The sequence below is a fragment of the Mycolicibacterium fluoranthenivorans genome (assembly GCF_011758805.1).
GTDB classification, from domain to species: domain Bacteria; phylum Actinomycetota; class Actinomycetes; order Mycobacteriales; family Mycobacteriaceae; genus Mycobacterium; species Mycobacterium fluoranthenivorans.
The window spans coordinates 385527-409930 of record NZ_JAANOW010000005.1 but is presented as its reverse complement, the minus strand read 5'-3'; the positions used below and the strand labels follow the sequence as shown (position 1 = coordinate 409930).

At 66.4% G+C, this 24404-nt stretch carries 23 protein-coding genes and 1 tRNA gene; 13 read left to right on the top strand and 11 right to left on the bottom strand.

Going from position 1 to position 24404, the window contains the following annotated elements:
- Window positions 1-341: 341 nt before the first annotated feature.
- Together FHU31_RS30865 and FHU31_RS30860 are read right to left on the bottom strand one after the other, a co-directional pair.
- Entirely contained in the window at window positions 342-941 is a 600-nt protein-coding gene (locus FHU31_RS30865; RefSeq protein ID WP_167165124.1) for a PIN domain-containing protein, read from the bottom strand.
- A gap of 30 nt (window positions 942-971) precedes the next feature.
- A complete protein-coding gene (locus FHU31_RS30860; RefSeq protein ID WP_167165122.1) occupies window positions 972-1475 on the bottom strand; it encodes an excisionase family DNA-binding protein in 504 nt (167 codons plus the stop codon).
- Between the two features lie 307 nt (window positions 1476-1782).
- Here FHU31_RS30860 and FHU31_RS30855 point away from each other — a divergent pair, with 307 nt between their 5' ends.
- Window positions 1783-2901 carry a DUF3644 domain-containing protein gene (locus FHU31_RS30855; protein WP_167165120.1) on the top strand — a complete coding sequence of 373 codons (1119 nt, stop codon included), beginning with the start codon at window positions 1783-1785 and terminating at the stop codon, window positions 2899-2901.
- Between the two features lie 69 nt (window positions 2902-2970).
- A complete protein-coding gene (locus FHU31_RS30850) occupies window positions 2971-3369 on the top strand; it encodes a hypothetical protein (protein WP_234901757.1) in 399 nt (132 codons plus the stop codon).
- Here FHU31_RS30850 and FHU31_RS30845 read toward each other — a convergent pair.
- The gene (locus FHU31_RS30845) at window positions 3348-4634 is read right to left on the bottom strand and encodes a rolling circle replication-associated protein (protein WP_234901756.1); all 1287 of its coding nucleotides are present in this window, start codon (window positions 4632-4634) and stop codon (window positions 3348-3350) included. The two genes, FHU31_RS30850 and FHU31_RS30845, sit on opposite strands and share 22 nt — an antisense overlap.
- 444 nt (window positions 4635-5078) lie before the next feature.
- Between FHU31_RS30845 and FHU31_RS30840 the strand changes: the two genes are divergently transcribed.
- Window positions 5079-5146, top strand: a tRNA-Phe gene (locus FHU31_RS30840).
- A gap of 289 nt (window positions 5147-5435) precedes the next feature.
- A complete protein-coding gene (locus tag FHU31_RS30835; RefSeq protein WP_167165117.1) occupies window positions 5436-6653 on the top strand; it encodes a helix-turn-helix domain-containing protein in 1218 nt (405 codons plus the stop codon).
- A gap of 22 nt (window positions 6654-6675) precedes the next feature.
- Here FHU31_RS30835 and FHU31_RS30830 read toward each other — a convergent pair whose 3' ends face one another.
- Window positions 6676-8202 (bottom strand): carotenoid oxygenase family protein, encoded by a 1527-nt coding sequence (locus FHU31_RS30830; RefSeq protein ID WP_167165116.1) that lies wholly within the window; start codon window positions 8200-8202, stop codon window positions 6676-6678.
- Window positions 8203-8335: 133 nt separating this feature from the next.
- Window positions 8336-8923 carry a TetR/AcrR family transcriptional regulator gene (locus tag FHU31_RS30825; RefSeq protein WP_167165115.1) on the bottom strand — a complete coding sequence of 196 codons (588 nt, stop codon included), beginning with the start codon at window positions 8921-8923 and terminating at the stop codon, window positions 8336-8338.
- Between the two features lie 48 nt (window positions 8924-8971).
- On the opposite strand from FHU31_RS30825, the gene FHU31_RS30820 reads away from it, so the two are divergent.
- The 4 genes from FHU31_RS30820 to FHU31_RS30805 are packed head-to-tail and all read left to right on the top strand — an operon-like array spanning window position 8972 to window position 12694.
- Window positions 8972-9814, top strand: a complete 843-nt coding sequence (locus FHU31_RS30820; protein WP_167165114.1) for a class I SAM-dependent methyltransferase — start codon at window positions 8972-8974, stop codon at window positions 9812-9814.
- On the top strand, window positions 9811-10686 hold the full coding sequence (locus tag FHU31_RS30815) for a lysophospholipid acyltransferase family protein (RefSeq protein ID WP_167165113.1): 876 nt from the start codon (window positions 9811-9813) through the stop codon (window positions 10684-10686). The genes FHU31_RS30820 and FHU31_RS30815 overlap by 4 nt, the downstream gene beginning before the upstream one ends.
- 26 nt (window positions 10687-10712) lie before the next feature.
- Window positions 10713-12095 (top strand): glycoside hydrolase family 27 protein, encoded by a 1383-nt coding sequence (locus FHU31_RS30810; protein ID WP_167165112.1) that lies wholly within the window; start codon window positions 10713-10715, stop codon window positions 12093-12095.
- The gene (locus FHU31_RS30805; protein ID WP_167165111.1) at window positions 12083-12694 is read left to right on the top strand and encodes a DedA family protein; all 612 of its coding nucleotides are present in this window, start codon (window positions 12083-12085) and stop codon (window positions 12692-12694) included. The genes FHU31_RS30810 and FHU31_RS30805 overlap by 13 nt, the downstream gene beginning before the upstream one ends.
- 22 nt (window positions 12695-12716) lie before the next feature.
- Here FHU31_RS30805 and FHU31_RS30800 read toward each other — a convergent pair whose 3' ends face one another.
- The 4 genes from FHU31_RS30800 to FHU31_RS30785 form a co-directional block, all read right to left on the bottom strand.
- Window positions 12717-13724: a VWA domain-containing protein gene (locus FHU31_RS30800; protein ID WP_167165110.1), complete on the bottom strand. Its 1008-nt coding sequence runs from the start codon at window positions 13722-13724 to the stop codon at window positions 12717-12719.
- Window positions 13725-13791: 67 nt separating this feature from the next.
- The gene (locus tag FHU31_RS30795; RefSeq protein WP_167165109.1) at window positions 13792-15354 is read right to left on the bottom strand and encodes an LCP family protein; all 1563 of its coding nucleotides are present in this window, start codon (window positions 15352-15354) and stop codon (window positions 13792-13794) included.
- Between the two features lies 1 nt (window position 15355).
- Complete coding sequence (locus FHU31_RS30790) at window positions 15356-16207, bottom strand: undecaprenyl-diphosphate phosphatase (protein WP_167165108.1); 852 nt, start codon at window positions 16205-16207, stop codon at window positions 15356-15358.
- A gap of 6 nt (window positions 16208-16213) precedes the next feature.
- Entirely contained in the window at window positions 16214-17149 is a 936-nt protein-coding gene (locus tag FHU31_RS30785; RefSeq protein WP_167165107.1) for a cytochrome c oxidase assembly protein, read from the bottom strand.
- An 83-nt stretch (window positions 17150-17232) separates the two neighbouring features.
- On the opposite strand from FHU31_RS30785, the gene FHU31_RS30780 reads away from it, so the two are divergent.
- The 5 genes from FHU31_RS30780 to FHU31_RS30760 all read left to right on the top strand — a co-directional run bounded on the left by FHU31_RS30780 (window position 17233) and on the right by FHU31_RS30760 (window position 22364).
- Complete coding sequence (locus FHU31_RS30780) at window positions 17233-17820, top strand: TetR/AcrR family transcriptional regulator (RefSeq protein ID WP_263987966.1); 588 nt, start codon at window positions 17233-17235, stop codon at window positions 17818-17820.
- Window positions 17821-17896: 76 nt separating this feature from the next.
- Window positions 17897-19243 carry a cytochrome P450 gene (locus tag FHU31_RS30775; protein WP_167165105.1) on the top strand — a complete coding sequence of 449 codons (1347 nt, stop codon included), beginning with the start codon at window positions 17897-17899 and terminating at the stop codon, window positions 19241-19243.
- Complete coding sequence (locus FHU31_RS30770) at window positions 19224-20072, top strand: SDR family NAD(P)-dependent oxidoreductase (protein ID WP_167165104.1); 849 nt, start codon at window positions 19224-19226, stop codon at window positions 20070-20072. The genes FHU31_RS30775 and FHU31_RS30770 overlap by 20 nt, the downstream gene beginning before the upstream one ends.
- Window positions 20073-20155: 83 nt before the next feature.
- Window positions 20156-20755, top strand: a complete 600-nt coding sequence (locus tag FHU31_RS30765; protein WP_167165228.1) for a TetR/AcrR family transcriptional regulator — start codon at window positions 20156-20158, stop codon at window positions 20753-20755.
- Window positions 20756-20801: 46 nt separating this feature from the next.
- Entirely contained in the window at window positions 20802-22364 is a 1563-nt protein-coding gene (locus FHU31_RS30760) for a phytoene desaturase family protein (protein WP_167165103.1), read from the top strand.
- On the opposite strand, the gene FHU31_RS30755 is transcribed toward FHU31_RS30760, so the two are convergent.
- Both FHU31_RS30755 and zwf read right to left on the bottom strand, forming a co-directional pair.
- Complete coding sequence (locus FHU31_RS30755) at window positions 22361-22732, bottom strand: UBP-type zinc finger domain-containing protein (protein ID WP_167165102.1); 372 nt, start codon at window positions 22730-22732, stop codon at window positions 22361-22363. The genes FHU31_RS30760 and FHU31_RS30755 overlap by 4 nt on opposite strands.
- Before the next feature lie 90 nt (window positions 22733-22822).
- The gene (zwf, locus tag FHU31_RS30750; protein WP_263987967.1) at window positions 22823-24331 is read right to left on the bottom strand and encodes a glucose-6-phosphate dehydrogenase; all 1509 of its coding nucleotides are present in this window, start codon (window positions 24329-24331) and stop codon (window positions 22823-22825) included.
- Window positions 24332-24404 lie beyond the last annotated feature (73 nt).

Here is a 24404-nt window from a genome sequence, read left to right as displayed (position 1 = left end):
CGTCGGGCGTGTTCAACCTATCGCAGAGTCCCGACAGACCAGGGGTACCGCCGCCGAAGCGCAGCAAAGTCTGGATCTATGATTCTCAGCGGAACAACGTTCGACGACGTGTTGCGCTATGAGCGATCCGGGGGACGCGATCGGCAAGCGGCCGTCACACGCCAACAAGTGGCGTGCCGGGCGACGGACTCGCCGGCCCCTCGGCTCATGGCCTTAGCTCCGGGGGGTTCAAGCAGCTCACGTGGAGCACCTGTTGCTCGATACCGACCAGTTGTTCAAGGGGCTGCACGATCAGGGGAGAACGTGACCCACTCGAACTGAGGCGACCGCAGTTGCCGCTGTCAGCCGGGCGGCCGAGCTTCGTCGGCCAGCAGCGGCAGCAAGATCTCGGCGACCTCCGTCATGTTGTGCCGTGTCGCCAGGAGCTCAAGGATCTGCTCCGGCGTCTGCGACGGATTGGCCCGGCGATTCGACATCTCTCGTAACGCGCGGACTCCCGCATGCGGGTGCGCCGACACTGTGTTGGCGGCGAACCGATGGGGGTGCACGGTCTCGACATCGGCCTCCACGAGCACGCGTGCTGTACTGAACCCGGCCCGGCGATCGTCAGTGACGATGGCGTCGGCTTTGCCGATGATCGCGGCGTGTGCAACGTGGCCGTCATCGGGATCGTTGAGTCCGTAGCTGTACTCCCGGTCTTTGGGGGCTTGGACCTCCGAGCCAGGAAAAGCCTGCTTCAGCTGATCGAAAAGGTGCTTTCGGCGGCTGGCGCTATCGGTGATCCCGCGCTTGTCGTGCAGCCCGGCGAGTACGTAGTCCAGCTCGAAGAGAATCCCAGACCCCCACACCGGCGCGTAGGCCTCCTCGGTCGCCAGCTGCAGTAGGAAGTCGCGCTGAAGGCTCGGCACAAGGGCACAGGTGTCGAGGACAGCGCGATACACGTGGGCGAGTCTTTCAGACGCCGCGGACGGTCAACGCTTGCGTTTCGCCTCGGCGAGTAATTCGGCGACCTCATCGGCGTCAGCGTCCGCGAACTCCTCCGAGCTCTCGGCGATGAACCGGTTGCGCCGGGCGTGAAGCTCCTCGCGGTAGGCGAGGACATCGGCAAGCCGCAGCTTGCGTCGCACCGTGCCGGGCACGTGGGCGTCTAACTCGCCGTCCTCGATAAGGCGAACCACCGTGGGGCGGCTCAGGCCGAGAATCTCGGCGGCCTGCTGCGTGGAGATTTCTCGGTCGCGAGTCAGGATGCTGATTGACTGGCCGTGGCTGAGGGCGTGGGCGACACGCTTGAGGACTTCGTAAAGCTGCTCTGTCAGTTCGACACGGTCGTGTTCGCCCGCGCCGGAAAGGAAGAAGGCAGGCTCAGGAGAGATCCCGTGACGGGCCTCGTGCGCCTCCATGAAGCTGAGGACGTCGGCAAGCCCATCGGCATCGGCCGGAACCGGGTTAACAATCTCCGCGGAGTCGGTGCTCATGGGTCTCACTTCCTTTCGTCTCACCGCTGGAACTCGACCAATCGTAGCAGGGTTACGAAAGTTACGAAAAGCGATGGGGGTTAAACTATGCCGAGCAGCACAGCACCGCCCGGGTTACCAGGGAATCCGCTCTTCGGGAGTCACTCAGCCCCATGTGGCCCGGCGTCACCAATCGTCGTCGCCGTCCGCCTCCGCGCCCTTGGGGGCCGAGACACACCTCGGACGGTGCGGCCGGTCTCCATGACTTTCCCCTCGCCGTGGAATCATTCGGACGTCGAGCGTCGGCTCGGGGAGGGGCGGCCGAGCGATGGCGAGACCTCAGCGGTGGGAGCTGCTCCTGCGGGCGTCGCAGCAGGAGGCCCTGCTTGCAGTTTCGCTGTTCAACGACCCCGGCCGCGAGCGGGCGCTCGAGGGCTTCATCATCCATATGCACATCGCGTGGACTTACGCGTTTCAGGCGAAGTGGCTCCGTGCGGGAAGGGACTACCACGTTCTGCTCAGCGAGCAGCCCCGCAGGTACAAGTACATCAACGGCGAGCGCATGTCCCAATCCGTGGAGTGGTTCGTCAAGCAGGAGTTTGCCGACAGCGCCGCTGTCCGTGCCAACCTGGAGTTCTTCATAGAGCTGCGGAACAAGATTGAGCACCGTCACACGGGAAGCGACGAAGCGCTGCGCACGGTGGTCAACGGCGAGTGCCATGCGATGTTGCTCAACTACGAGGCTTTCATCACCGAGTTCGCCGGGGCCAAGCACTCACTCGCCCACCGGCTGCACTTCCCCGTGTTCATCGGTGGGTTCACCGACCAGGGAAAGGCGGATCTGCTGAAGCTCACGAAGACTCTGCCCGCAGACCTGCGGCGATTCCTCGCCGAGTACGACGCAGGACTCGGTGACGAAGTGTCGCGTGATCCCCGGTACTGCATGCGGCTGACCGTCCTGCTGGAGAGCGGTAACCGAAAGGGCGACCTCTCCCTGCAGTTCGTCAACCAGCGCGATCTCACCCCGGAACAGCAGCGCGCCGCCGAGGAGATCGCCGCCAACGGCGGTCTCGTCATCACAAAGACCAGGACCCAAGTCGTCACGAACGCCGACAAGTTCAAACCGGGGCAGGTTGCAGAGCGAGTCGAATCCGCGATCCCGTTCCGATTCAAACCCTCACACGAGATGGCGCACTTCTGGCGGAAGCACAACGTCAGGCCGCCCAAGAAGGACCCGAACCCGAAGAACACCAGAGCCGAGTGGTGCGTCTACGACACTGCCCACAGCGACTATCTCTATACCGAGGCGTGCGTCAACTGGCTGATCAAGAAGTGCGCAAATGAGAGTGGATTCCGCGAGGCGACCGGGCTAGAGCCCAGGCGCAAACCCGCGCCGCGTTCCACCGCCTCCGCTCAATTCGACGATGACGGCGGCACGAGCGGGTAGGCGACCCAGCTGAGCGATTCTTTTTTTGGGGGGGCGCTAAACGCATGTCTGTGCCCTTACGGTTGGATCATGGAAAAACAACTTTGGCCCACAGTTCCGAGCGGATACCTTGAACCAGGTGTGCCCGACTTCCCACGGTGGGGCGAGGCAGCACCTCTTCTAGCACTGTCCGAGCGCCTGCACTCCGAGATGTGCGCGCTGGCGAGTGAAATCGATGACTTCGGAACCCGCGTAAGCGACCCTGAGGTGGTCAATCACCTTGTCATCCGGCTGGCTGGTACGGGTTTGAGCATCGCCGAGATACTCCACTCTGTCTCCGGGAAGCTGGACCGATCACTGATCGACCTCGATCACTGGCTAGAAGTGTTGGAGGCGTTCGATGACGCTCAGCGTGCGTTTCGCGATGCCTGTGGTGCAGCGCAAGCCGCCATCGAGGTCATGCGCAATCACACGCAGATGCCGCGCTGAGGCGACGGGTGACTCGTCGTAGCCGCACCAAATAAGGCGGTCGCGAGTTGGGAAGCGAAGGCCGGTCCGTTGTTCGCCAACGCGTAGCCGCCGGCCAGCCCGCCTTGATTGCAGAGCGTTCGGCGCCGCCGAACCCGACGGTGCGCCACAACGCCGGTTTCACGATCAACGCGCGGGACCAGGCGTGTGGCCGTGCGCGGCACCACGGCAGTGGGGAAGCGATTATCTGAATTGCCGTACACCGCTTGGCTGCGTGACCATCGCCGCACGATCCGGCGAGCAGCGATGTACGCGTCTTGGGCCACCTCCACGACGGCAAGGGCCTTCTTGAGCCCGTACACGCCCCAGAACCGCCCCGGTCCCCTTCCAGGCTGCCGCCATAGCTCGGGCGTGATGTGCTGGTATTCCTTGTCGCCGTGCAGGTTTGGCGATGAGTGTTTGGTGAAGTAGATCGCCAACCGTTTGGGGTCGCAGGCTTTCAGCCCGTTCCGCACGTCGATGGCAGTGCCTGCGAGCCGGTGCCGCGCCTTCTGCTCGGCGTCAGGGTGGTCGACGACCTGAGCCCACGCTTCAGATAGCCATTGAGCGAAGCCGCGCCCCGAGCGGCCAGGCGAGATCGGCGGCGCCATCCACAGGTGAATGTGAGGGGCACCGCGCCGCTGGAATTCCAGCTTCCAGATATAGCGTGCCGGTTCGCCGTACTCACGTTGGAAGCGCTTGCGCCACAACACCATGTGTCGCTTCACGCTCGCTCCATCGGGTGCGACCACTTCCCAGTCGCCGGGGTAGGTGAGCGTCACCATCGCCGGAACGCGCCCAGATTTGACCAGTGGGCTGTAGTCGAGTTCGGCGAAGGTGCGGCACATCGACGACCGTGATTTCCGGGACCACTCGGTGATAACACCCCCGGTACCAGAAGGGTCGCTTGCCGTAGGACTCCGTCGGATCGAAGACCCGACGGCCCGATGATCGTCCCCGGCAACCAGCTCGTCCTTGACTCGAAGCTCTGCGTCGTCAACGTCACATTGGTGATGACCAACGGCCCGTTCGGCGGTCTTCTCGGTACGAACAGGATTGGTCCAACTGAGTCGCACCACACCAGGACCGACAGTGATGCGAAATCGTCCGGATTCGGGCTCGACTCCTCGACGGGCAGGACCGGACGCCCACGGTGCCGCCGGTTCGAACAATGTCGCAGCCGCGGCGACCGTCTCGGGCGTCGGGAACCGAAGGCCCAACGCGTCGATCGCCCGCAGCTCGCCCATCGCGACCCCGTCGGAGGGTCGGTTGCGGACATTTTCGGCACATATAACAAGCCCGCCGGCCGCGGTCGGGTTGGGGCCGGGTGCCTCGGTCGACGTCCGGCCGACCACTGTCGCTCTCGCGCCCTGCGGCCTGGCGGCCTCGGGCGCTCGCGACCTCCCGTCAACCGAGGCACCTGCAGCACCTTCCTGGTATGACGGATGTGGTGATGCCGATGTCGAGCCCTGAGTCGAGGGTGTCGAACCGTTGACTGATGATGCGATGCTGGGCATCGGGGTACCTGCTCCCCGGAGCCGCTGAGTCCGCCCACAACGCAATTGGCGGCACGACAGCTCCTGGTCAGGAGCGCAAGCACCGTGTCCGGTTTATGTCCGTTCGTCGGACAGACCTGATGCGTCGGCGCAGCTCAATGCGGCGCATACGACGCAGAGAATCAGATAAACCGCAGGTCAGTGGCTATCTCGTCCGCCTGAAAAGCGGAAGGTCGCCGGTTCGATCCCGGCCCTGGCCACCAAGTTCCATCTCGGTTCACCCTCCGTTTTTTGGCGAGCTTTCGGGCTGCATCCTTCGTGCCAAAGGTGTTGGCCACCAGCCATTCGCGGTGTTGACGCGAATCGTTCGGCTCGAGCTTGGTATACGTTGCTTGTCGTAGACAGCCACCGGATGAGCGCCGGTCCCCGCCTGGTTTTCGTAGTCGGACGAATGGCGATGAACGGCAACCGGAAGGAGGGTGTCCGCCGATGTCGGCCTGGATGTCTGCCTTACGGCCCTCCCAACCCGCGGCGAGTGACGACCTCGAGCCGGTGAGCCTGCCGGAGACCGTCGCCCGCGCCAGGGCGGTCCTCGGCGACGAGCCGACGGCCTGGGCGATCCAGCGATCCAAGCAGATCTGCGATACCTACGAGGCGTCCGTCCGGGCCGATCCGACGATCACCGGCGACGGGCTGGATCGGGTGGCGTGCGAGGCCGCGCTCCTGACGGTCTTGGTCAACCTGCGTACCGGGCGCGCAGAGGCCCCGGCACCGCCGGAAGGCTTCGAGAGTGTCCGGCGCGCCGTGCGTCAAGGCGCCAGAATCGAGACAATCCTGCGGGTGGTGTGGTTCAGCCACACCGCCGCTCAAATGGCCCTGTTGGAGGTGCTGTCCCGCGAGGTGCCGGCCGAGCGGCTCGCCGATGAATTGCGCGCGGTCTCCGTGGGATTGTTCGAATTCGTCGACGGCCTCGTCGGCGAGCTCGCCACGGCCTACGACCAGGAACGCGCGGCATGGCACGGCCGCTTGGCGGCATTGCGCCGCCAGACCATGGACCACATCGTCGAGCACGGCACCGCCCCGGACGGCAGCGAACAACTCCTCGGGATCCGCCTGCGCGGTGACCATCTGGCCGCCGTGATCCGGTCGGTCGACCCGGCCCCGCCGACCGGATGGGACGGCAACGTCACGCGCTATGTCGCAGCGGTGAGCGCGACGATCGAGGCGCTCAACAGTCTGGTCCTCGACCAGCCGGACGGTTCCACGGTGATCTGGTCACTGTCCGCTGCGCCGCGGGACCCGGTCTCGGTCGTCACGGACCGTGTCCCGCACCCGCCCGGATCGATCGTCGCGTTCGGACCTGTCGGCCGGGACGTGGCCGGCTTGCAGAGCTCGGTGCTCGGGGCCCGGCAGGCTGCGCTCGTGGGCGGACAGCACCAGAGCGAGGGCTCATGGACCTACGACGACGTCGGGCTGCAAGCGGTGCTGCTTGCCGACCCCGAGGCCGCCGGCAGGTACGTCCGCCACGTGCTCAAGGGCCTGACCGACGGTGACGCCAAGTCGGCGATGCTGCGCGAAACACTGTGGGCCTACCTGCGGCACGGACGCAGCAGACTCGCGGCCGCCGAAGAGCTGCACATCGCGCCGAACACGGTCGCCTACCGGGTGCGCCAAGCCGACGAACGTCTGGAACGGCCGGCCCTCGACGATCCCACGCCCATGGTCGTCGCCCTCAGCCTGGCCCGAGACTTCCCTGCCCTGCTCGGCTGAGATCTGCCCGGAAGCCGATGCGCTACAGACCGAGCTGGTGTTCGGGCATCCAGGTCCCGTGGATCGTGCTGAGCCGCACGGGCAGCTTGTACCCACCCAACGGACCCGCTCCGACGTCCTCGGCATCGAAGATCAGCAGGTCACTGTGGCGCTCGGCGACCCGGTTCACCAGCGCCAGCAGATAGCCGACCCCTTCGGGGGCACCCAGGTATGCCGGGACGAACTCGACCTCCTGCGCGGTATCGCCCTGGGGCAGGGCGTGCACGGTGAACTGCCCGTTGACGAAGTCATAGTGGCCGATCCCGTTCATGGCCGGCGACGCGGGAACCATGTCAGGTGCGCCGTCCGGGAATGCCGGGTCGCCGGGCGCCTCCAGCAGCCGGCCGGCCGGCATGCCCGCGTTCATGACCAAGAAGTAGCCGTCCCGGTGCCGTGACATCTCCCGCCGCGCGTCGATCTGCGGAAATTCGCAGACGACCTCATCGAGGCGCTCCACCCGGACCGGCGTCGCCGGGTCGCTCGGATCGATCCGCCACCGGGTCAGGTAGGTGGCCATATCGGCCGGGTCGAACATGTTGCCCTGCACGTCGGGGAAGAAGAACGGAAACGGTCCCGTCTTGCCCTGGCAGACGTCGACGACGGTCATGCCGTCCTCGTCGTAGGAATTGACGAAATGGCCCGGTGCATGGGTCGGCACCTCGATCCACCGGATCTGCTCGCCGTGCCCGTACCGTGGCAGCACCCCGATGTAGGACGCCTTGGACGAATCCCATTGCCAGTGCGCACCACCGGCTTTGAGCCGGTCCAGGTCGGTCGCGGCCGGGCTGACCGGGAACACCGCATGACTGCGGGAGACCCGGAAATCGTGGATATAGGCGGGGTAGGGGGCCTCGAACCACGACTCGTGTGTCACATGCCCACTCGCGTCGACGACGTAGTAGGCGATATCGCGGGTGGCCTCACCCTTGGCTTCGTAGCCGAACAGGAACATCTCTCCGGTGTCGGGGTCGAAGCTCGGGTGCGCCGTGCAGGTTTTGCTGGTCATCGCTCCGTAGAAATCCCACTGGCCCACTGTCTCAAGGGTTTCCGGGTCCACCTCCCAGGGCAGGCCGTCCTCTTTGAGCATGAGCAGCTTGCCGCCGTGCCAGACGACATGGGTGTTCGCCGTCGAGCGGACCCGGCCACGAACGCTCGGGTCGGCCGTGTAGACGTTGCGGTATCGCCCGAACAGAGCGCGCCGGGCGGCGCGTTCCAGCCGGAACTTCTCGGTACGCACGAATCGCGACTTGAAGTCCACGTGACCGTTCTGGAAATGGAACATCGCGGTCATACCGTCGCCGTTGATGAACAGTTCATCGTCTGCCATCGGCGGGAACGCCCAGTCGTACGCGGCGCGGTAGTAACGCCCGTTGAGGTCGGCCGGCACCTGGCCGTAGGACTCCAGTTCGTACACGTCGGCCTCGATGCGGCTGGGTGCGCCCCAGCCCTGGAACAGGGGGATATCCGGGTAGCCGGTTCCGGGTCGCAGGTTGAGTCGAGCGTCGGTCATGGTGGCTCCTCGAAAGATCGCGATGTGCCGAATTACCAAGCCATTTCAGCCCGAGCGCGGGCCGCGCGTCTTGCGTCCGCGCGCCAACGTCGCACCATGTTCTTGGCGCCGCAGTGCAATGGCGGTGAACCGACTAACTCACGTCTGTATGGCCCGCCGTTTCCTGTGGGGCAACAATGCGGGCGGCCGCCTCGACCGCGGCGGCGCGGCTGGTGGCGTGGGTATCGGCGTCGACGGGTCCGACCTCCGGCCAAGCCGCCCAGGCCATCCCGATGCCGAACATCATGATCAACAGCTGGTGGGGCTCCCATCGCCGGTCGACGTGGCCGGCCGCCTGGGCGGCGATGATGGAAGCGGTGTCGCGTTCGCGGATCTTGCGGCCGTCGAGTTCGGGTTCCTCCAGCGGTACGCCTTCCAAGCGTGCCCAGGTGATCATCCGGAGATGCTCCGGCTTGCTGGCGGCCAGGTCGTAGAGGTCTCCGGCGAATTCGGCGACGGCGTCCGGCCGGACAGCGATCGCACTGAAGAACTCCGCGCTGTCGGCGGCGACCACCTGTCGGAACAAGGCCTCCTTGTCGCCGAAATGCGCGTAGAGCCGCTCCTTGCTGGCGTTCGCGGATTTGGCGATCCGGTCGATCCGGGCGCCGGCCAGTCCGTATCGGGCGAACTCGGCGCGTGCCGCGTCGATGATCACGTCGCGTAGTTCGGCTGTACTTCTCACAGGAAGATCATAACCAAACGAAACAGTTCGTTTGGTACTTTCGGGACTATGACCCAGCAGAACACCGCAACGTCGTCGATTGCGTCGATGCCGCGCGGCGGCCCCGACGCCACACGACTGGATCGGCTGATGCAGACGGACGTCCTGGAATACACCGATCGCCAGGACGTCCCCGGCGAGCTCAAGCAGCGAGTGATCGAGGGGCTCGACGCGATGGGTGAACGCACCGGCCTTCACGATCGCCGCGCGAGGACGGCCCTCCAGGTCGTCGCCGATATCGCCAACCCGCGCATTCTCGAGATCGGTGCCGGCCATGGCCGGTTATCGGCGCGGATTCTGGAACTACACGCCACCGCCACCGTGACCGCCAGCGATCTGGACCCGACGTCGGTGGCCAACATGGCGGCGGGCCCGCTCGGATCTCATCCCCGGGCGCGCACCCAGGTGGTCGATGCCACCGCCATCGAGGCCGACGACGCCTCCTATGACCTGGTGGTGTTCGCGTTGGCCTTCCATCACCTGCCGCCCGCGACGGCGTATCGCGCCATCGCCGAGGCCACGCGGGTGGCCTCCCGCTTCCTGGTGATCGACCTCAAGCGTGCCTCGCCGTGGGGGATGCTGCTCACCCCGATCGTGATGGTGCCGACGTCACTGGCGATCATGCCGCGCGCGTCCATCCTGCCGACCATGCACGACGGCATCATCAGCTCGCTGCGCGCCTACTCGGCGCCGGCGCTGGTCGCGCTCGGCAAGGCCGCCGACCCGCAGATGAACATCGACTTTCTTCGACCACCACGCTCGAGGTTCGGTCCGCCGTCGATGACCGCCGTCTTCTCCCGGGCGCCACGCGCCTGCACCCCCGCCCCGGCCAAGGAAGGAACGTCCGAATGAAGAACGCCGCCGCCAGAACCGAACAGATCATCGAACAGCCCGCACGGGTGCGGGCGCTGCGAAAACTGGTGGAAGCCACCGCGGACGGCCTATGGCCGGCGATCGAGCTGTCCCGGCCGTACATCGACGGCACCGAGAACCTCCCGCACGACGGCCGGTTCTTCTTGGTGGGCAACCACACCCAGACCGGGATGGGCGAGGCGTGGCTGACCAGCCTGGCGGTACGGCGGGCGATCGGCACCCGGGTCCGGCCGTTGACCGAACGCGGGATGGGAAGCATGCCGGGGCCGATGGGAGACGTTCTGGCCGCGTGCGGCGGGGTCGTCGGCACGCCGGAGAATGCCACCAAGCTGATGCAGAACAACGAGACACTGCTGGTGTTTCCCGGCGGCGGCCGCGAGATCGGAAAGTTCAAAGGCGAAGAGTATCAACTCAAATGGCAAGGGCGCGCCGGCTTCGCGCGGGTGGCGATCGCCAACGACTATCCGATCGTCCCCTTCGGCTACGTCGGCGGTGACGACATCTACCACAGCATCACCCCACGGGACAGCCTGCTGGGCAGGCTCACCGAGAAGCTGGGTCTGGCCGTCACCGGAAAGCCGGACATGACGATGCCCTTGGTACGCGGGATCGGCCCGACGCTGATTCCCAGCCCACAGCGGAACTACCTGCGCTTCGGTCAGCCGATCGACACCACCCAGCCGGCCGGTGTATCCGATGACGAGTGGGTGCAGACCGTCAAGAAGACCACCCAGACGGCGGTGGAGAACATCCTGCGCGAGCTGCAGGACATCCGCGCCGAAGACCCCTTCCGTCAACTGAACCCGCTGGCCTGGCGCGACGCGGTCCAGCCGCAAGCCGCAGTGTCCTAGTCGTCCAGCATCGGGAGGTCGGGGTCGTGCGTCGCTTGCTGTGCGTGCTGGGAGTTGCCGCTGTGGTTTCCGGGTGTGCGTATCCCGCCGATGTCACGATCCCCGCACCACCTGTACTCCTTCCCCCGATGGGATGGAACTCGTGGAACTCGGGAATGGAGATCGACGACCAGTCGATCAGGGACACCATCGACGCGATGGTGTCCTCCGGGATGCGTGATGCGGGATACACGTATGTCAATCTGGACGCGGGATGGGCTGCACCAGAACGCAATTCCTCGGGTGAACTGGTCCCCGACCCGCAGCGCTTTCCGTTCGGGCTCGCACCGCTGGTCGACTACGCACACGAACGGGGGCTGCGGTTCGGTCTGTACTCGAGCCCGTTCAACGAGACCTGCGGACAAGGTGTGGGCACCGCGAGCCTCGGCCACGAAACCGTGGACGCCGCGACCTTCGCGGCGTGGGGAATCGACTTCCTCAAGTACGACTGGTGCAGCGCCGCCGCCGACCACGACGAACAGGTTCAGGTGTTCGGCGCGATGGGGTCGGCCCTGCGGGACAGCGGAAGGCGCATCGTCTACAGCATCAACCCCAACAGTTCCGGGGACCCTGCGGCGGGTACCCGCTTCGACTGGACCGGCATCGCGGACGTGGTCCGCACTTCTGGAGACCTGGTTCCGTTGTGGCGCAATGTGTTACCCATGCCGGGTGATGCGGATCCGTTCCCTTCCGGGATGTTCGCCGGCGTCCCCGACCAGTTCGCGGCTGCCGTCGCGGCTGATGACCGCCCGGCATACCGCATCGATCCGGACATGCTGGTGGTCGGGGTGACATGGAGCGACTTCTTTCTCCGCCACCGAGAACTGTTGCGCCACAACCTCAAGTCACAGCCACTGACCGCCGACCAACGTGCGCTGATCGAGCCGATGCTGGCCATGCCGGCGCGGACCGCACAGTGGATTGCCGACACCCAGCCCAGCTTGACCGAAGACGAGCAGCGCAGCCATTTTTCGCTGTGGGCGATGTTGGGCGCCCCGTTGTTGGCCGGTAACGACTTACGGGCGATGTCGCCGACCACGTTGTCGATCCTCACCAACCGCGAGGTCATCGCGGTCGATCAGGACCCGCTGCTGGCCAAGGCCCGCCGGATCGGCGACGATGGGCGGATCTGGGCCAAGCGACTCGCCGACTCCTCGGTGGCGGTCGCCCTGTTCAATCCCTCGAGTGTGCCGGGGGATATTGCGACCACGGCCGCCGCAGTGGGACTGCCGCCGGCGTCCTGTTACAGCGTGCGCGACCTGTGGACGGGTGACAGCGCCGAGGTCACCGGTGACCTCAGCGCCAGATCCGTGGCACCCCACGCTGTTCACCTCGTGCGAGTAAGGACAGCGGATACGTGTTCCCACTGAACTTCCTGCCCGAAATTCCGGTCGGGCCGCTGACCTTCGTGGTGCTGGCAGCGGTCGTCATCGGCTCGTCGGTGCCGGTATTGAGCATCGTGATCGCCGCCGAACCGATTCTGGTCGCCGTGATACTGGCGACCGATCATGATCTGTCCCTTCCTGAGCTGCTCGCGGTCGCGATCGGAGCCGCCGTCGTCGGTGACATGGTGAGTTACTGGCTCGGCCGGACGTTCGGACCGAGGCTGCTCAAGACGAGGATCGTGCGCCGTTCGCGTAAACATGTCTACGGCGCGCATCACTCCGTGCAGCGCCGAGGTGTGTTGGGCGCGATGATCGTTCAGCGCTGGGTGCCCCCGGCGCGTGGTTTCGTGCCGGCCTCACTCGGGACGGCGCGACGCCCTTTCGGGCGGTTCGTCGGTTATTCGGTGATCGCCTCCGCAGTATGGGCCGTCGTCTTGGTCTTGGGCGCTCATTTCGGTGGACCGACGCTGATCATGGCCATCCCGACGGTGATCACGGTGTTCCTCGTGATCCAAGGCGTACGACGCCTGGTCATCTGGTTTGGCAACCGCAGGGATGCCCGAGTCGCCGCGACCGAACAATGACGTCCCGGGCTTTCCCGTTCCCTCAGGCCGGAATTCGGCGGTTCAGCGTCAGCGACGCCACCGCGGACGCCACCGTGACGAGCACCGCCAACCGCAGCCAGGCAGCGCTGGCATCGCCGGGTACCGTCTGATATCCGATCTGCTGCTGCAGCTTGTCGTACACCCCGTTGAGCTCGTCGAGGTTCGACGCGTAGAACATCTGGCCGTCGGTCAGCTCGGCGATCTTCTTCAGGGTGGCATCGTCCACCGGCACCGGCTGGCGGATCCCGTCGAGGTCGACATAGCCGTCCGGGGTACCGAACGAGATCGTCGAGATGGGCACGCCCTGGTCTTTGGCGGCCCGTGCGGCGGTGAACGCGCCGCGCGGCTCGTCGGGCTGTGAGGGCACCGTCTCCTTGCCATCGGATTCGAGCACGATGCGCGCCGGCGGTGCTCCGTCACCGCCGCCGATCACCGCGTCCGCCGTCGAAATCGCCTGCAGCGCGGTGAAGATGGCCTCGCCGGTGGCGGTCCGCTCCTCGGCCTTGAGCCCATCGATGGCGTTCTTCATCTTGGCGCGGTTGGTGGTCGGGGCCACCAGCACCGTTGCGGTGCCGCCGTACGCGATCAGGCCGAGATTGATACCCGGGGTGAGTTCGTCGGCGAACTTCTTCCCGGCCGCCTGGGCGGCCGCCAGCCTGCTCGGGGACACGTCGGTGGCGCGCATCGACTCCGAGACATCGATCACCAGCATCACCACCGCGCGGTCCCGCGGGATGCGCTCGTCATGGGTCGGCCCGGCCAAGGCGCAGCTCAACAGCAGCAGAGCCCCGACCAGCAGGACGGCCGGCAGATGTCGCCAGCGATCGGTGCGTGGGCGTGCGACCTTGTCCAGGATGTGCAGATTCGCGAAGCGCAGCACCCGGATCCGGCGCTTGCGCAGCATCACGATGTAGAGCACGGCCACCGCCGCGGCGACGAGTGCGAACAGGAAGAACCACGCGTGGGCGAAGCCCGCCAACGTGATCGGGCCCAGAAATGGCAGCGTCATTGTCGCGCCAGGCTAGGAAACGGCGCTGGGGCCTGACTCCGGCGCGGATGTCAACCCGCTGTGGGCCTCAGTTCACGCACGGGGTGCGGTCGCCGCTGACCGGCAGGCCGTGATCGGGGGTCGGGTCGCTGGACCCGGCCTCCTCGGTGCCGAACCACGGCCGGTGCGCGGACGTGGTGGCGGTCCTGGCGGCGGAAGAGCTGGGCGTGGTGCTGGACGTGGAAGACGTGGACTCCTGCGCGGTCAGCTTGGCCGGCACCAGATAGCCGTTGCCGATCACCACCCGCACCTGACCCGCCGGCAGCTCCTTGTCCGCGACGGTCACCACGGCACCGAGCAGACCGGAGAGCTGTTCGGCGACGTCGTCGGCCCCGGCGCCGTAGCTGATGGTCGTCAGTGCGGGCTTGTCCTCGAGCTGGATATCGGGCGTCTCGACGTGAAACCCGCGTTTCTCCAGGGCGGTCGCGACGGTCGAGGCCGTCCAGTTGCTGTCGGCGTTGACCACCTGCACGGGGTTCGTCGGGACGGCCTCGGCGGTAGTGGGAGCAGTGGTGGCAGCGTTGCCGTTGGAGAACGCCGCGCGCACCTGTGCCTTGATGGCGTCGGGGTCGATGATGTTGACGTCCTGGCCGTTGCGGGTGTCGTAGCGCACCACGGGCAGGGTCTTGTAGACGACATCCTGACCGCTGATCGAGCCCAGTCTGCGGAACAGATCGGAGTCCCAGCCGCTGGACAACACGATGTCCTTGTGGGCGATGGCCATCAACTCGTTGAGCTTGCCGATATCGGTGAAGGCGCCGGACTCCTGCAGCTGCCGCATGACCGCCACCAGGAAGGCCTGTTGGCGGTGCGTGCGGTCGAGGTCACCATTCTCCAGACCGTGCCGCTGCCGGACGAAGGCCAGCGCCTGCGCGGCGTTGAGGGTCTGATGGCCCGCCGGGAAGTTCGCCCCCGAATATTCGTCGTCCACCGCGTGGTTGAGGCACACCTGGATGCCGCCCAGGGTGGACGCCAGATCGTAGAAGCCGGCCAGGTTGATCTCGGCGAAGTAGTCGATGGGTACCCCGACCAGGCTGCGCACCGCGCCCAGGGTGGCGGCGCGGCCGGCCTCGCGGCCGGCCATCTCCAGCGTTTCGCGGTCGCCGATCCCCTCATCGGCCAGGTGCTGTTCGGTGTAGAACTTGGTCAGCCCGTACGCCTCTTTGATCTTGATATTGGTGTAACCGGGCAGGCGGTGGAAGTCGATGTAGTCATCGCGCGGGATGGAGAAGGCGGTCACCTTGTTGTCCGCGTCGACGTGCACCAGGATCAGCGTGTTGGTGTTGTAGCCGCCGGTCTCGGAATCCCCGGCATGCAACTGATCCAGCACTTCCTGCGGCAGGTCGTTGCCGTGCTGGTCCTTTCGGGAGTCCAGCCCGATCAGCAGGATATTGATCGGGCCGCCCTTGACGTGCGCCGAGTCGGCCAGCGCGTGCGACACGGTGAATCCGGTCAGCACGCCGCGGGTGGTCCACCATGCCGCCCCGGACACCGCCACCAATGCGGTGGACAACACAGCAAGGACGACGCGGGCCCAGCGGAGCCGGCGCCGAGGCGGTTCAGGCAATCGGTGCCGGGCGGCGTCGGGCATATCAGGCGAAGTGTACGACCGAGGCCGCGCCTGCGATAACGCAATAGACCGCGAACGGCAGCAGCGTGCGGTGCTCGAAATAGCGGGTCAGGAACCGTACGGAGAGGTAGGCCGCGGCTGCGGCGACGGCCGAGCCCGCCAGTACCTGGCCCAGGATGCCCCGGCTGGCCGGCTCGGCCAGTTCCGGCAACTTGAGCACGCCTGCGGCCAGGATTATCGGCGTGGCCAGCAGGAACGCGAACTTGGCGGCATCCTCGTGGTCCAGGCCGCGGATCAGGCCGCCGACCATCGTGACCCCGGACCGGCTGATCCCGGCCAGCAGTGCCAGGCTCTGCGCCAGGCCGATACCACCGGCCTCCACCGCACTGAGGTCGTCGAGGGTTCGGCTGCCCGGCAGCCGCCTTCGCCACAGTTCGGCTATGGCAAGAATCACACCGTTGAGCGTCAAGAACACGGCCGCCACCAGCGGGGTGGCGAACAGCGTGCGCAGCGGATGCTCGAAGGCCAGCCCGAGCAACCCGGTCGGGATGGTCGCGAGGACCAGCAGCCAGGCCAGCCGCTGCGCGGACGTCTCGATCCTGCGGGTCCGCACCGAGGTCACGAACGCGCCGATGATGCGCACCCAGTCCCGCCGGTAGAACACCAGCAGGGCCAGTGCCGTCGCGACGTGCAGCCCGACCACAAAGGCCAGGTAAGGGGTGTGGCCGTGGGAATTGCCCTGCGTCACAAGCTGACTCCAGGACCCGCCGAGCCAGGCCGGGACAAGCACCGAATGGCCCAGGCTGGAGATCGGGAACAGTTCGGTGACACCCTGGAGCGCACCGATGACGACGGCCTGCAGATAGGTCAGCATGTACGCCTATTCGGTTGTCCGGCGGTGGAAGCGGTCACGCAGCTGCGGATCGGCCTCCCACCACAGTGCGGGTGGGGCCTGTTCATCGGACGCGTCGTCGGCCGCATCGAGTTCGGCGTCGAGCACGGCCGCGTGCGCCTTCTCGTCGGAAGACATCGCGCGCATCAGCACCATCAGGAACGGCACACCGAGCACGTCACCCAGAATCCACAGCACGCCCGCGCCGATCGACTGGTCCACCCGCATGCTGGGGCCCCAGGTGCGGTTCAGGGTCAGGTAGTAGTCGGTGGCGACCAGCGGTCCCAGCCACAACACGAGGCCCAGCAGACCGTCGCCCAGTGTCTCGGCGATGCTGATCGTGACCGAGATCATCTGCGGGTACCGCCGCGGCACCGGGTCGGCCTGGATGCGTGCATAGAAGTAGCAGAATCCGATCAGTACCAAGACTATTCGGGTGAGTGACTCGATGGCCGGGTTGGTCAGGGCCGCCACGTACCAGGGTGTCAGGTACAGCAGCCACGGCGTGGCCAACATGAGCACCGAGGTGGTGGCCGGATGGGTGAGCGCGCGGGCGACCTTGCCGGCGAGCACCTTGTCGACCAGTGCGGCGCCGCCCGCCTCGCGTAGCGCGGTCAGCGGGGTGCCCAGTGCCAACAACATCGGCACCACGAACAGCAGCAGCAGAACTTGGAGAGCGCGCACCCAGAACAACACCGGGGCGTACACGCCGATCATGCTCATGGTGGCCAGCGCCCAGACCGCGATGCCGCTCCAGAACCCGGCCCGTCTGGGGGCGGGCAGCGGCGCACCGGCAGCGTGGGCGCGCTGGCAGCACCACGCGTAGGCGCCGCCTGCCAGCACAAGCAGCGCCGTCGAAGCCGCATCGACGGTCCACGACGTCACCGCGGTGGACAGCGTCAGCGGTGCCACCGCCAAAGACATGGCGGCCAGTATGCGTGCGATTGCTGTGCACCACCTGCGCGTTCTCGGGCAGTACGATGACTGCCCGATATGAGGTGGACCTGGTGACGACCGAAGCTGCTGCGCCCGACTTCCGTCAGCGACTGCTCACGGCGTTCGAAGAGTCGATCGCCGAGACTGGCTATGCCAAGACGACGATCGCCGATATCGTGCGGCGGGCCCGGACGTCGCGTCGCACGTTCTATGAGCATTTCGCCAGCAAGGAGGAGTGCTTTGTGCGGTTGTTGGCCGAGGCCAACGCCGAACAGGTGCAGCAGATCGCCGCGGCCGTCGATCCCGGGGCGCCCTGGCAGCAGCAGGCCCGCCAGGCCATCGAAGCCTGGATCGCCTCGGCAGAATCCCGGCCCGGCCTGACGCTGAGTTGGATACGCGACGGCCCCTCGCTGGGGGTGGCGGGCCGTCAGCTCGTCCGTGACGCCATGGAGCAGTTCGTCGGCATGGTGAACCAGTTGGTGGACCGGTCCGAGTTCCGCGAGGCGGGGATCGGCCCGATCTCACGGCAGCGGCTGATCATGCTGCTGGGAGGGCTGCGCGAGCTCACCGCGGTCACGGTGGAGAACGGCGGCCGGATGAGCGATTTCACCGAGGAGGCGGTCGAGGCGACCATCGCGCTCATCACGCCGATGTCTTGACACGTTCTTGTGCACCCCGGTACTTGCACGTACCGTAGTCGGTACATCGCAGTACCAACTTGATGAGTGGGTGGACATGGCCGAAGCGACGACCGACCCGATCCGGCTGCCCCCCGGTCCGCGGCTGCCTCCACTGGTGCAGGGCCTGCTGTTCCTCGGTGCGCGGCAGCGGGTGCTCGACGCCGCGGCGCGGCGGTACGGCAGGGCCTTCACCGTGAAAGTGCCCATCTTCGGCACCGCCGTCGTCATCAGCGACCGCGCGCTGATCAAAGAGCTGTTCACCACCGGACCGGACCTGATCAGCAGGCCGGCGAATCTGGGCTCGGTGCTGGGCCCCGGATCCACCTTCAGCCTCAACGGTGACGAACACCGGGAACGACGCAAGTTGCTGGTGCCGCCGTTCCACGGCAAGCGGATGTCCTCCTATGAAGCCATCATCGAGGAAGAGGTGCGTCGGGAGACGGCGACGTGGCCCGAGGGGGTCGAGTTCGCGACGCTCGAGCCGATGATGCGCATCACGTTGAGTGCCATCCTGCGCACCGTCTTCGGCGCACAGGGCCCCGCGCTGGACGAGTTGCGCGACCTGTTGCCGCCGATGGTCCCGCTGGCATCGAAGATGGCGATCCTGCCGCGGGCGCTGCGGCGGGATCTCGGGCCGTGGAGTCCATGGGGCCGGGTGCAGCGGGCGCGGCACCGCTACAACGAGATCATCGCCGGGCTGATCGCCGAGGCCCGCGCCGATCCCCGGTTCGAAGACCGCGGTGACGTGCTGGCGCTGCTGTTGAGCGCACGCTACGAGGACGGTTCGCCGATCGCCGACGATCATGTCGCAGACGAACTGCTCACCCTGCTCGCGGCCGGACACGAGACCACCGCGACGACACTGTCGTGGGTGATCGAACGACTGCGCCGGCATCCTTCGGTGCTGCAGCGCCTCGAGCATGACGACGGCGAGTTACGCCAGGCCGTCATCTGGGAGGTGCAGCGCACGCGGCCGGTGGTGGAGTTCACCGCACGCATCGTCGGCACCCGAATCAGGTTGGGCGACTGGGTACTTCCCGAAGGTGCCGCCGTCATCGCGAGCTTCGGCCTGGCGCACCGCTGCGAGTCCAACTTCCGCGATGCCATGGCCTTCGACCCCGATCGGTTCCTCGGATCCAATCCCGACAACTACACCTGGATTCCCTACGGCGGTGGCATCCGGCGCTGTATCGGCGCGGCGTTCGCCAATATGGAGATGACGGTGACACTGCGTACCCTGTTGCGGGACTTCACTTTCGGCACCACCACCGCGGCTGGGGAGCCGCAGCATTCGCGCGGCGTCGCGATGGCCCCCGGCGCCGGCGGGCGCGCCGTGGTCTTCCGGCGTCGCACGCCGGCCGAGACACCACATGAGGAGCAACGTGAGCAAGTCCACGCGTAGGACCATCAGTGGCCGCACCGCGGTCATCAGCGGTGCCGCGTCCGGGATCGGGCGTGCACTGGCACAGCGGCTTTCGGCGCACAGCTGTCCGGTGGCGATCTCCGATATCGACGAGGCGGGACTCAAGGAGACCGAGGCCGCACTGTCCGGTCCGGTGCTGCGCAAGGTGCTCGACGTCGCTGACGCACAAGCTCAGCGCGACTTCGCGGCCGAGGTCGCCGAGTGGGCGCCGGCACCGATCGGCGCGGTGTTCAACAATGCCGGCGTGGCCGTCTCGTCCAGTGTGCTCGACGCGAACACCGACGATGACAACTGGTTGTGGGATATCAACTTCCACGGTGTGGTCAACGGCACGCGGGCCTTCCTGCCCATCCTGGTACAGCAGGATCGCGGGGTCATCGTCAACACCTCCAGCGTGTTCGGTCTGGCCGGCATGCCCAACCAGAGTGCTTATTGCGCTGCGAAATTCGCGGTGCGCGGTTTCACCGACGCGTTGCGCCAGGAGTTACGCGGCACCGGGGTGTCGGCGGTCAACGTGCATCCGGGTGGGATCAACACCAATATCGTGCGCAATGCGCGGGTCCGCAAAGACCCCGACGGCCGGGGGCGCACGCACGATCAGATGGTGGCGGAGTTCGCCGCGCTCACCATGACCGAACCCGACAAGGCGGCCGCGATCATCCACCGCGGCGTGGAGGCCGGGAAGGCTCGCGTCCTGGTGGGGCCCGACGCGTACGTGTTCGATGCGCTCACGCGGATCACGCCGACGTACTACTACGACGTCATGAGCCGGATGGAATCGGTGCTCCGCCGGCGTGCCCGTCGCTGACCCGGGTGGCCCCGGCCAGCATGTCAAACGGTCCGCTTTGTCAGCCTCGGGGTGTGACGTGGGCGCTGCGGTACGTTGAAATGATGGTCCGGCCAGCCCAAACGGCGCGAAGTGAGCGCACCCGCGAAGCGCTGCGGCAGGCGGCCATGGTGCGATTTCTCGCCCAGGGGGTGGAGGAGACCTCGGCCGAGCAGATCGCCGCCGATGCCGGGGTGTCGCTGCGGACGTTCTATCGCCACTTCTCCTCCAAGCACGATCTGCTCTTCGTCGACTACGACGCCGGCCTGGAGTGGTTCCGCGCGGCCCTGGCCGAACGGAACTCGGGCGAGTCGATCGTGGAGTCGGTGCACTCGGCGATCCTGGCGTCGCCGTACGACGTGGAGGCGGTGACCAAGATCGCCGCCCTGCGCGCCGAGGAACTGGAGCCCGGCCGGATCGTGCGCCACATCCGGCAGGTCGAGGCCGATTTCGCCGAAGTCGTCGAAGAACATCTGCGTCGCGATTACCCGCCCCGGCCTGGTACCGACGCCCGGCTGCGGGTGACGGTGGCGGCCCGGTGTATCGCCGCGGCGGTGTTCGGTGCCATGGAGGTGTGGATGCTCGGTGAGCGGTCGCTTCCCGAACTGGCCCGGCTGACCCGCAGCGCGCTGAACTCGCTGGAGACGGGCCTCCTCCCGTCCTAGTTTTGTCAATATTGACAAAACATTCCTCGGCTGCCAGCCTCGGTTGATGCCGGATTCCACGGATTTCGATGCCATCGTGATCGGCGCGGGCCACAACGGCCTGGCCGCCGCCGCCTTGCTGCAGCGCGCCGGACTGCACACCCTCTGTCTGGATTCCAAGCTCTATGCCGGTGGCATGGCCTCGACCGTCGAACTCTTCGACGGCTACAAATTCGAGATCGCGGGTTCACTGCAGTTCCCGACCTCCGCGGTGGTCAGCGCGGAACTCGGTCTCGACGAACTGCCATGTGTCGACGTCGACGTGATGTCGGTGTCACTGCGCGGCGTCGGCGACGAGCCGGTGATCTATTACACCGACCCGATGAAGCTGCTCACCCACCTCAACGAGGTGCACGGCGCCGAGGCGGTCAACGGTATGGCCGGCCTGATGGCCTGGAGCCAGGCGCCCACCCGCGCGCTCGGGCGCTTCGACGCCGGGAAACCGCCCCGCACACTGGACGAGATGTACGGCTGTGCCACAAACGAATTCGAGCGTGCGGCGATCAGCGACATGTTGTTCGGCTCGGTCACCGACGTGCTGGACCGCTATCTGCCCGACGGGGAGAAGCACGGCGCACTGCGCGGCATGTTGTCCTTCCTGGCCGTCAACACCACCTACCGCGGACCCGCCACCCCGGGCAGCGCCGCGGCGCTGGCGTTCGGGCTGGCGGTGCCCGACGAGAATGCCGTGCTGATGAAGAAGCTGCGCGGCGGCATCGGGACGCTGACCGATCACCTGGTGCGCCGGCTCACCGCGGCCGGCGGCGAAGTGCGCCTGCGAGCCAAGGTCGACGAGATCCTGGTCAACGGCGGGCGGGTCACCGGAGTGCGATTGGCCGACGGGACCGTGGTGAGTGCGCCGGTCGTCGTCTCCGGCATCGCACCCGATCTCACCGTCAACGGATTGATCGACCCCGGCGCCGTTCCCGCCGACATCCGGGAACGCTTCGCCCGCATCGATCACCGCGGCAGCTACCTGCAGATGCACTTCGCGCTGGACGGACTCCCCACCTTCGCCGAGCCCTACGGCATGCTCAACAACCCCGAGATGCAGGCGGCCATCGGGCTTTTCAGCACTCCCGAGGAACTGCAACAGCAGTGGGAGGACAGTCGGCGCGGCATCGTGCCCGCCGATCCCGCCGTCGCCATGCAGATGCCCTCCGTGCACGACCCCGACCTGGCGCCACCGGGCAAGCACGCGGTGTCGGCGTTCGCGCTGTGGTTTCCGATCGAAGCGGGTTCGGCGTCCTACGGGGAATCGAAGGCCGAGATGGGCCGCCGCGTCATCGAGAAGATCACCCGCATCGCACCGGATTTCGAGCAGCTCATCACCCGGCACACCACCTTCACCCCGCGGCATATGGGCACCATGTTCGGCGCGCCCGGGGGTGACTACTGCCACGGGCTGATCCACCCCGAGCAGATGGGCCCCAACCGGCCCGGCGCATGCGGCTATGTCGACCAACCGATTCCGATCGAGGGTCTGTACCTCGGCAGTGCCGGCTGCCACGGCGGGCCCGGCATCACGTTCATTCCGGGCTATAACGCCGCGCAGGCAGTGCTGGGTTAACCCCTGGCCTGGAGCTGGGCCATCCAGTCCCTGGGCACCCGCTCGCGCGGCCCCGGAACCGTCTGATCCAGCGGGTGGCATTGCGGCTCGGCCAGTTCCGGGCCGTCGTAATATTCGTTCGTGTCGTAGTTCCAGAACCAGTCCTCGTCCGGTTCGAAGCTGCGGATGACGGGATGCCCGGTGCTACGCCAATGCGCTTGCGCGTGGCGGGACAGCGAGTCGTCACAACAGCCGATATGCCCGCAGGCGGCGCAGCGGCGCAGGTGTACCCACCAGCCGCCCGCCGCATCGCATTCCAGGCAACCGGTACCGCTGGGTGTCGCGTTCGGGTCGACGTCCGGCTGGGCTTCCGGCTCGGCAGGTGTCATAGGACGAGCTTACTGCGCGGCAAGCGTTCGCATTGATGAGATGAGATCACGCTGAGCAGAACTATGCTCGTCGTGCTCCGATGGTGGGGATTACTCGGGCTTTTCGCGCCAGGCTCGCTCGAACGGCAGCCGCCAGGCGTTCGGCGCGATGAGCTGGTGGATGGCGTTCGGGCCCCACGTTCCGGGCTGGTAGACCTTGGCCGGGGGCGGGTCCTCCAGGAGCTGTGTCGAACGCTCCCACAGCGATTCGATACCTTCGGCGGTGGTGAACAGGGTGTGGTCGCCGCGCATGGCGTCCAGGATCAGCCGTTCATAGGCCTCCAGCACGTCGCCGTTCGTCGCGATCTCCGTCGTCGAGAACTGCATCGACATCTTGTCCAGTTTCATCCCGGGCCCCGGGCGCTTGCCGTAGAACGACAGTGACACCTTGGAGTTGTCCGCCAGATCGAAGGTCAAGTGGTCCGGTCCTTGTGAGCCGACACCGGAGCCGGCCGGGAACATCGTCCGCGGGGCTTCCTTGAAGGCGATCGAGATGATGCGCATACCTTCGGCCATCTTCTTGCCGGTGCGCAGGTAGATGGGCACACCGGCCCACCGCCAGTTGTCGATTCCGACCTTCAGTGCGATGAACGTCTCGGTGTCCGAATCCCTTGCCACACCGGTGAGTTCGCGGTAGCCGGCGAACTGACCGCGCACCACGTCGCTGCATTTGATCGGCAGCATGGAACGGAAGACCTTGTTCTTCTCCTCGCTGATCGCCCGGGGCTCCAGCGCGGTCGGAGGCTCCATAACCACGAAGGCCATCACCTGGAACAGGTGGGTGACCACCATGTCCTTGTACGCGCCGGTGCTCTCGTAGAAGTTGGCCCGCTCGTCCAGGCCGAGCATCTCCGGGATGTCGATCTGGATATGGTCGATGAAGTTGCGGTTCCAGATCGGTTCGAAGAGGCCGTTGGCGAACCGGAACGCCAGGATGTTCTGTGCCGCTTCCTTGCCCAGGAAGTGGTCGATGCGGAAGACCTGGCGTTCCTTGAAGGTTTCGTGCACGAAATCGTTGAGCGCGACCGCGCTCGCCAGGTCGGTGCCGAACGGCTTTTCCATCACCACCCGCGAGCGTTCCACCAGATTGGCCTCGCGCAACATGGTGATCACCGCACGCGCGGCCTTGGGCGGTACCGAAAGGTAGTGCAGCCGTTGAGCATTGCCGCCCAGCCTGGTCTCGGCGTCGGCGACCGCCGCGGCCAGTGCCTCCGGGCCCGCGCCTTGGGGCACATAGGTCACGATCTTGGCGAAGTTGGCCCACTGCTCATCGGTCAGCTTGTGCGTGCCGAACTTCTCGATGGCCTCTTTGGCCAGCGCGCGGAACTCGTCGTCGGTGAGGTCCTCCAGGGAGGTCCCGACCACCTGGATATTGGGCGCGAGCTCGGACTGATCGAGGTACGCCATCCCGGGGAGCAGCTTGCGCTTGGCGAGATCGCCGGTAGCCCCGAACAGGACGATGACGTGCGGCTCGAGCGGATCGCCGTCACGGCGATGCGGGCGGGCGCCCGGCGCGGGATAGGCGATGGTCTGCGGGTTGTCTGGCAAGGTGGCGGCCACTCGGCCGATGCTTCCATCAGATTGTGAACTCTGCACGACATCGAGGCGCTGATTTGTGACCGCCGGCCGGTGG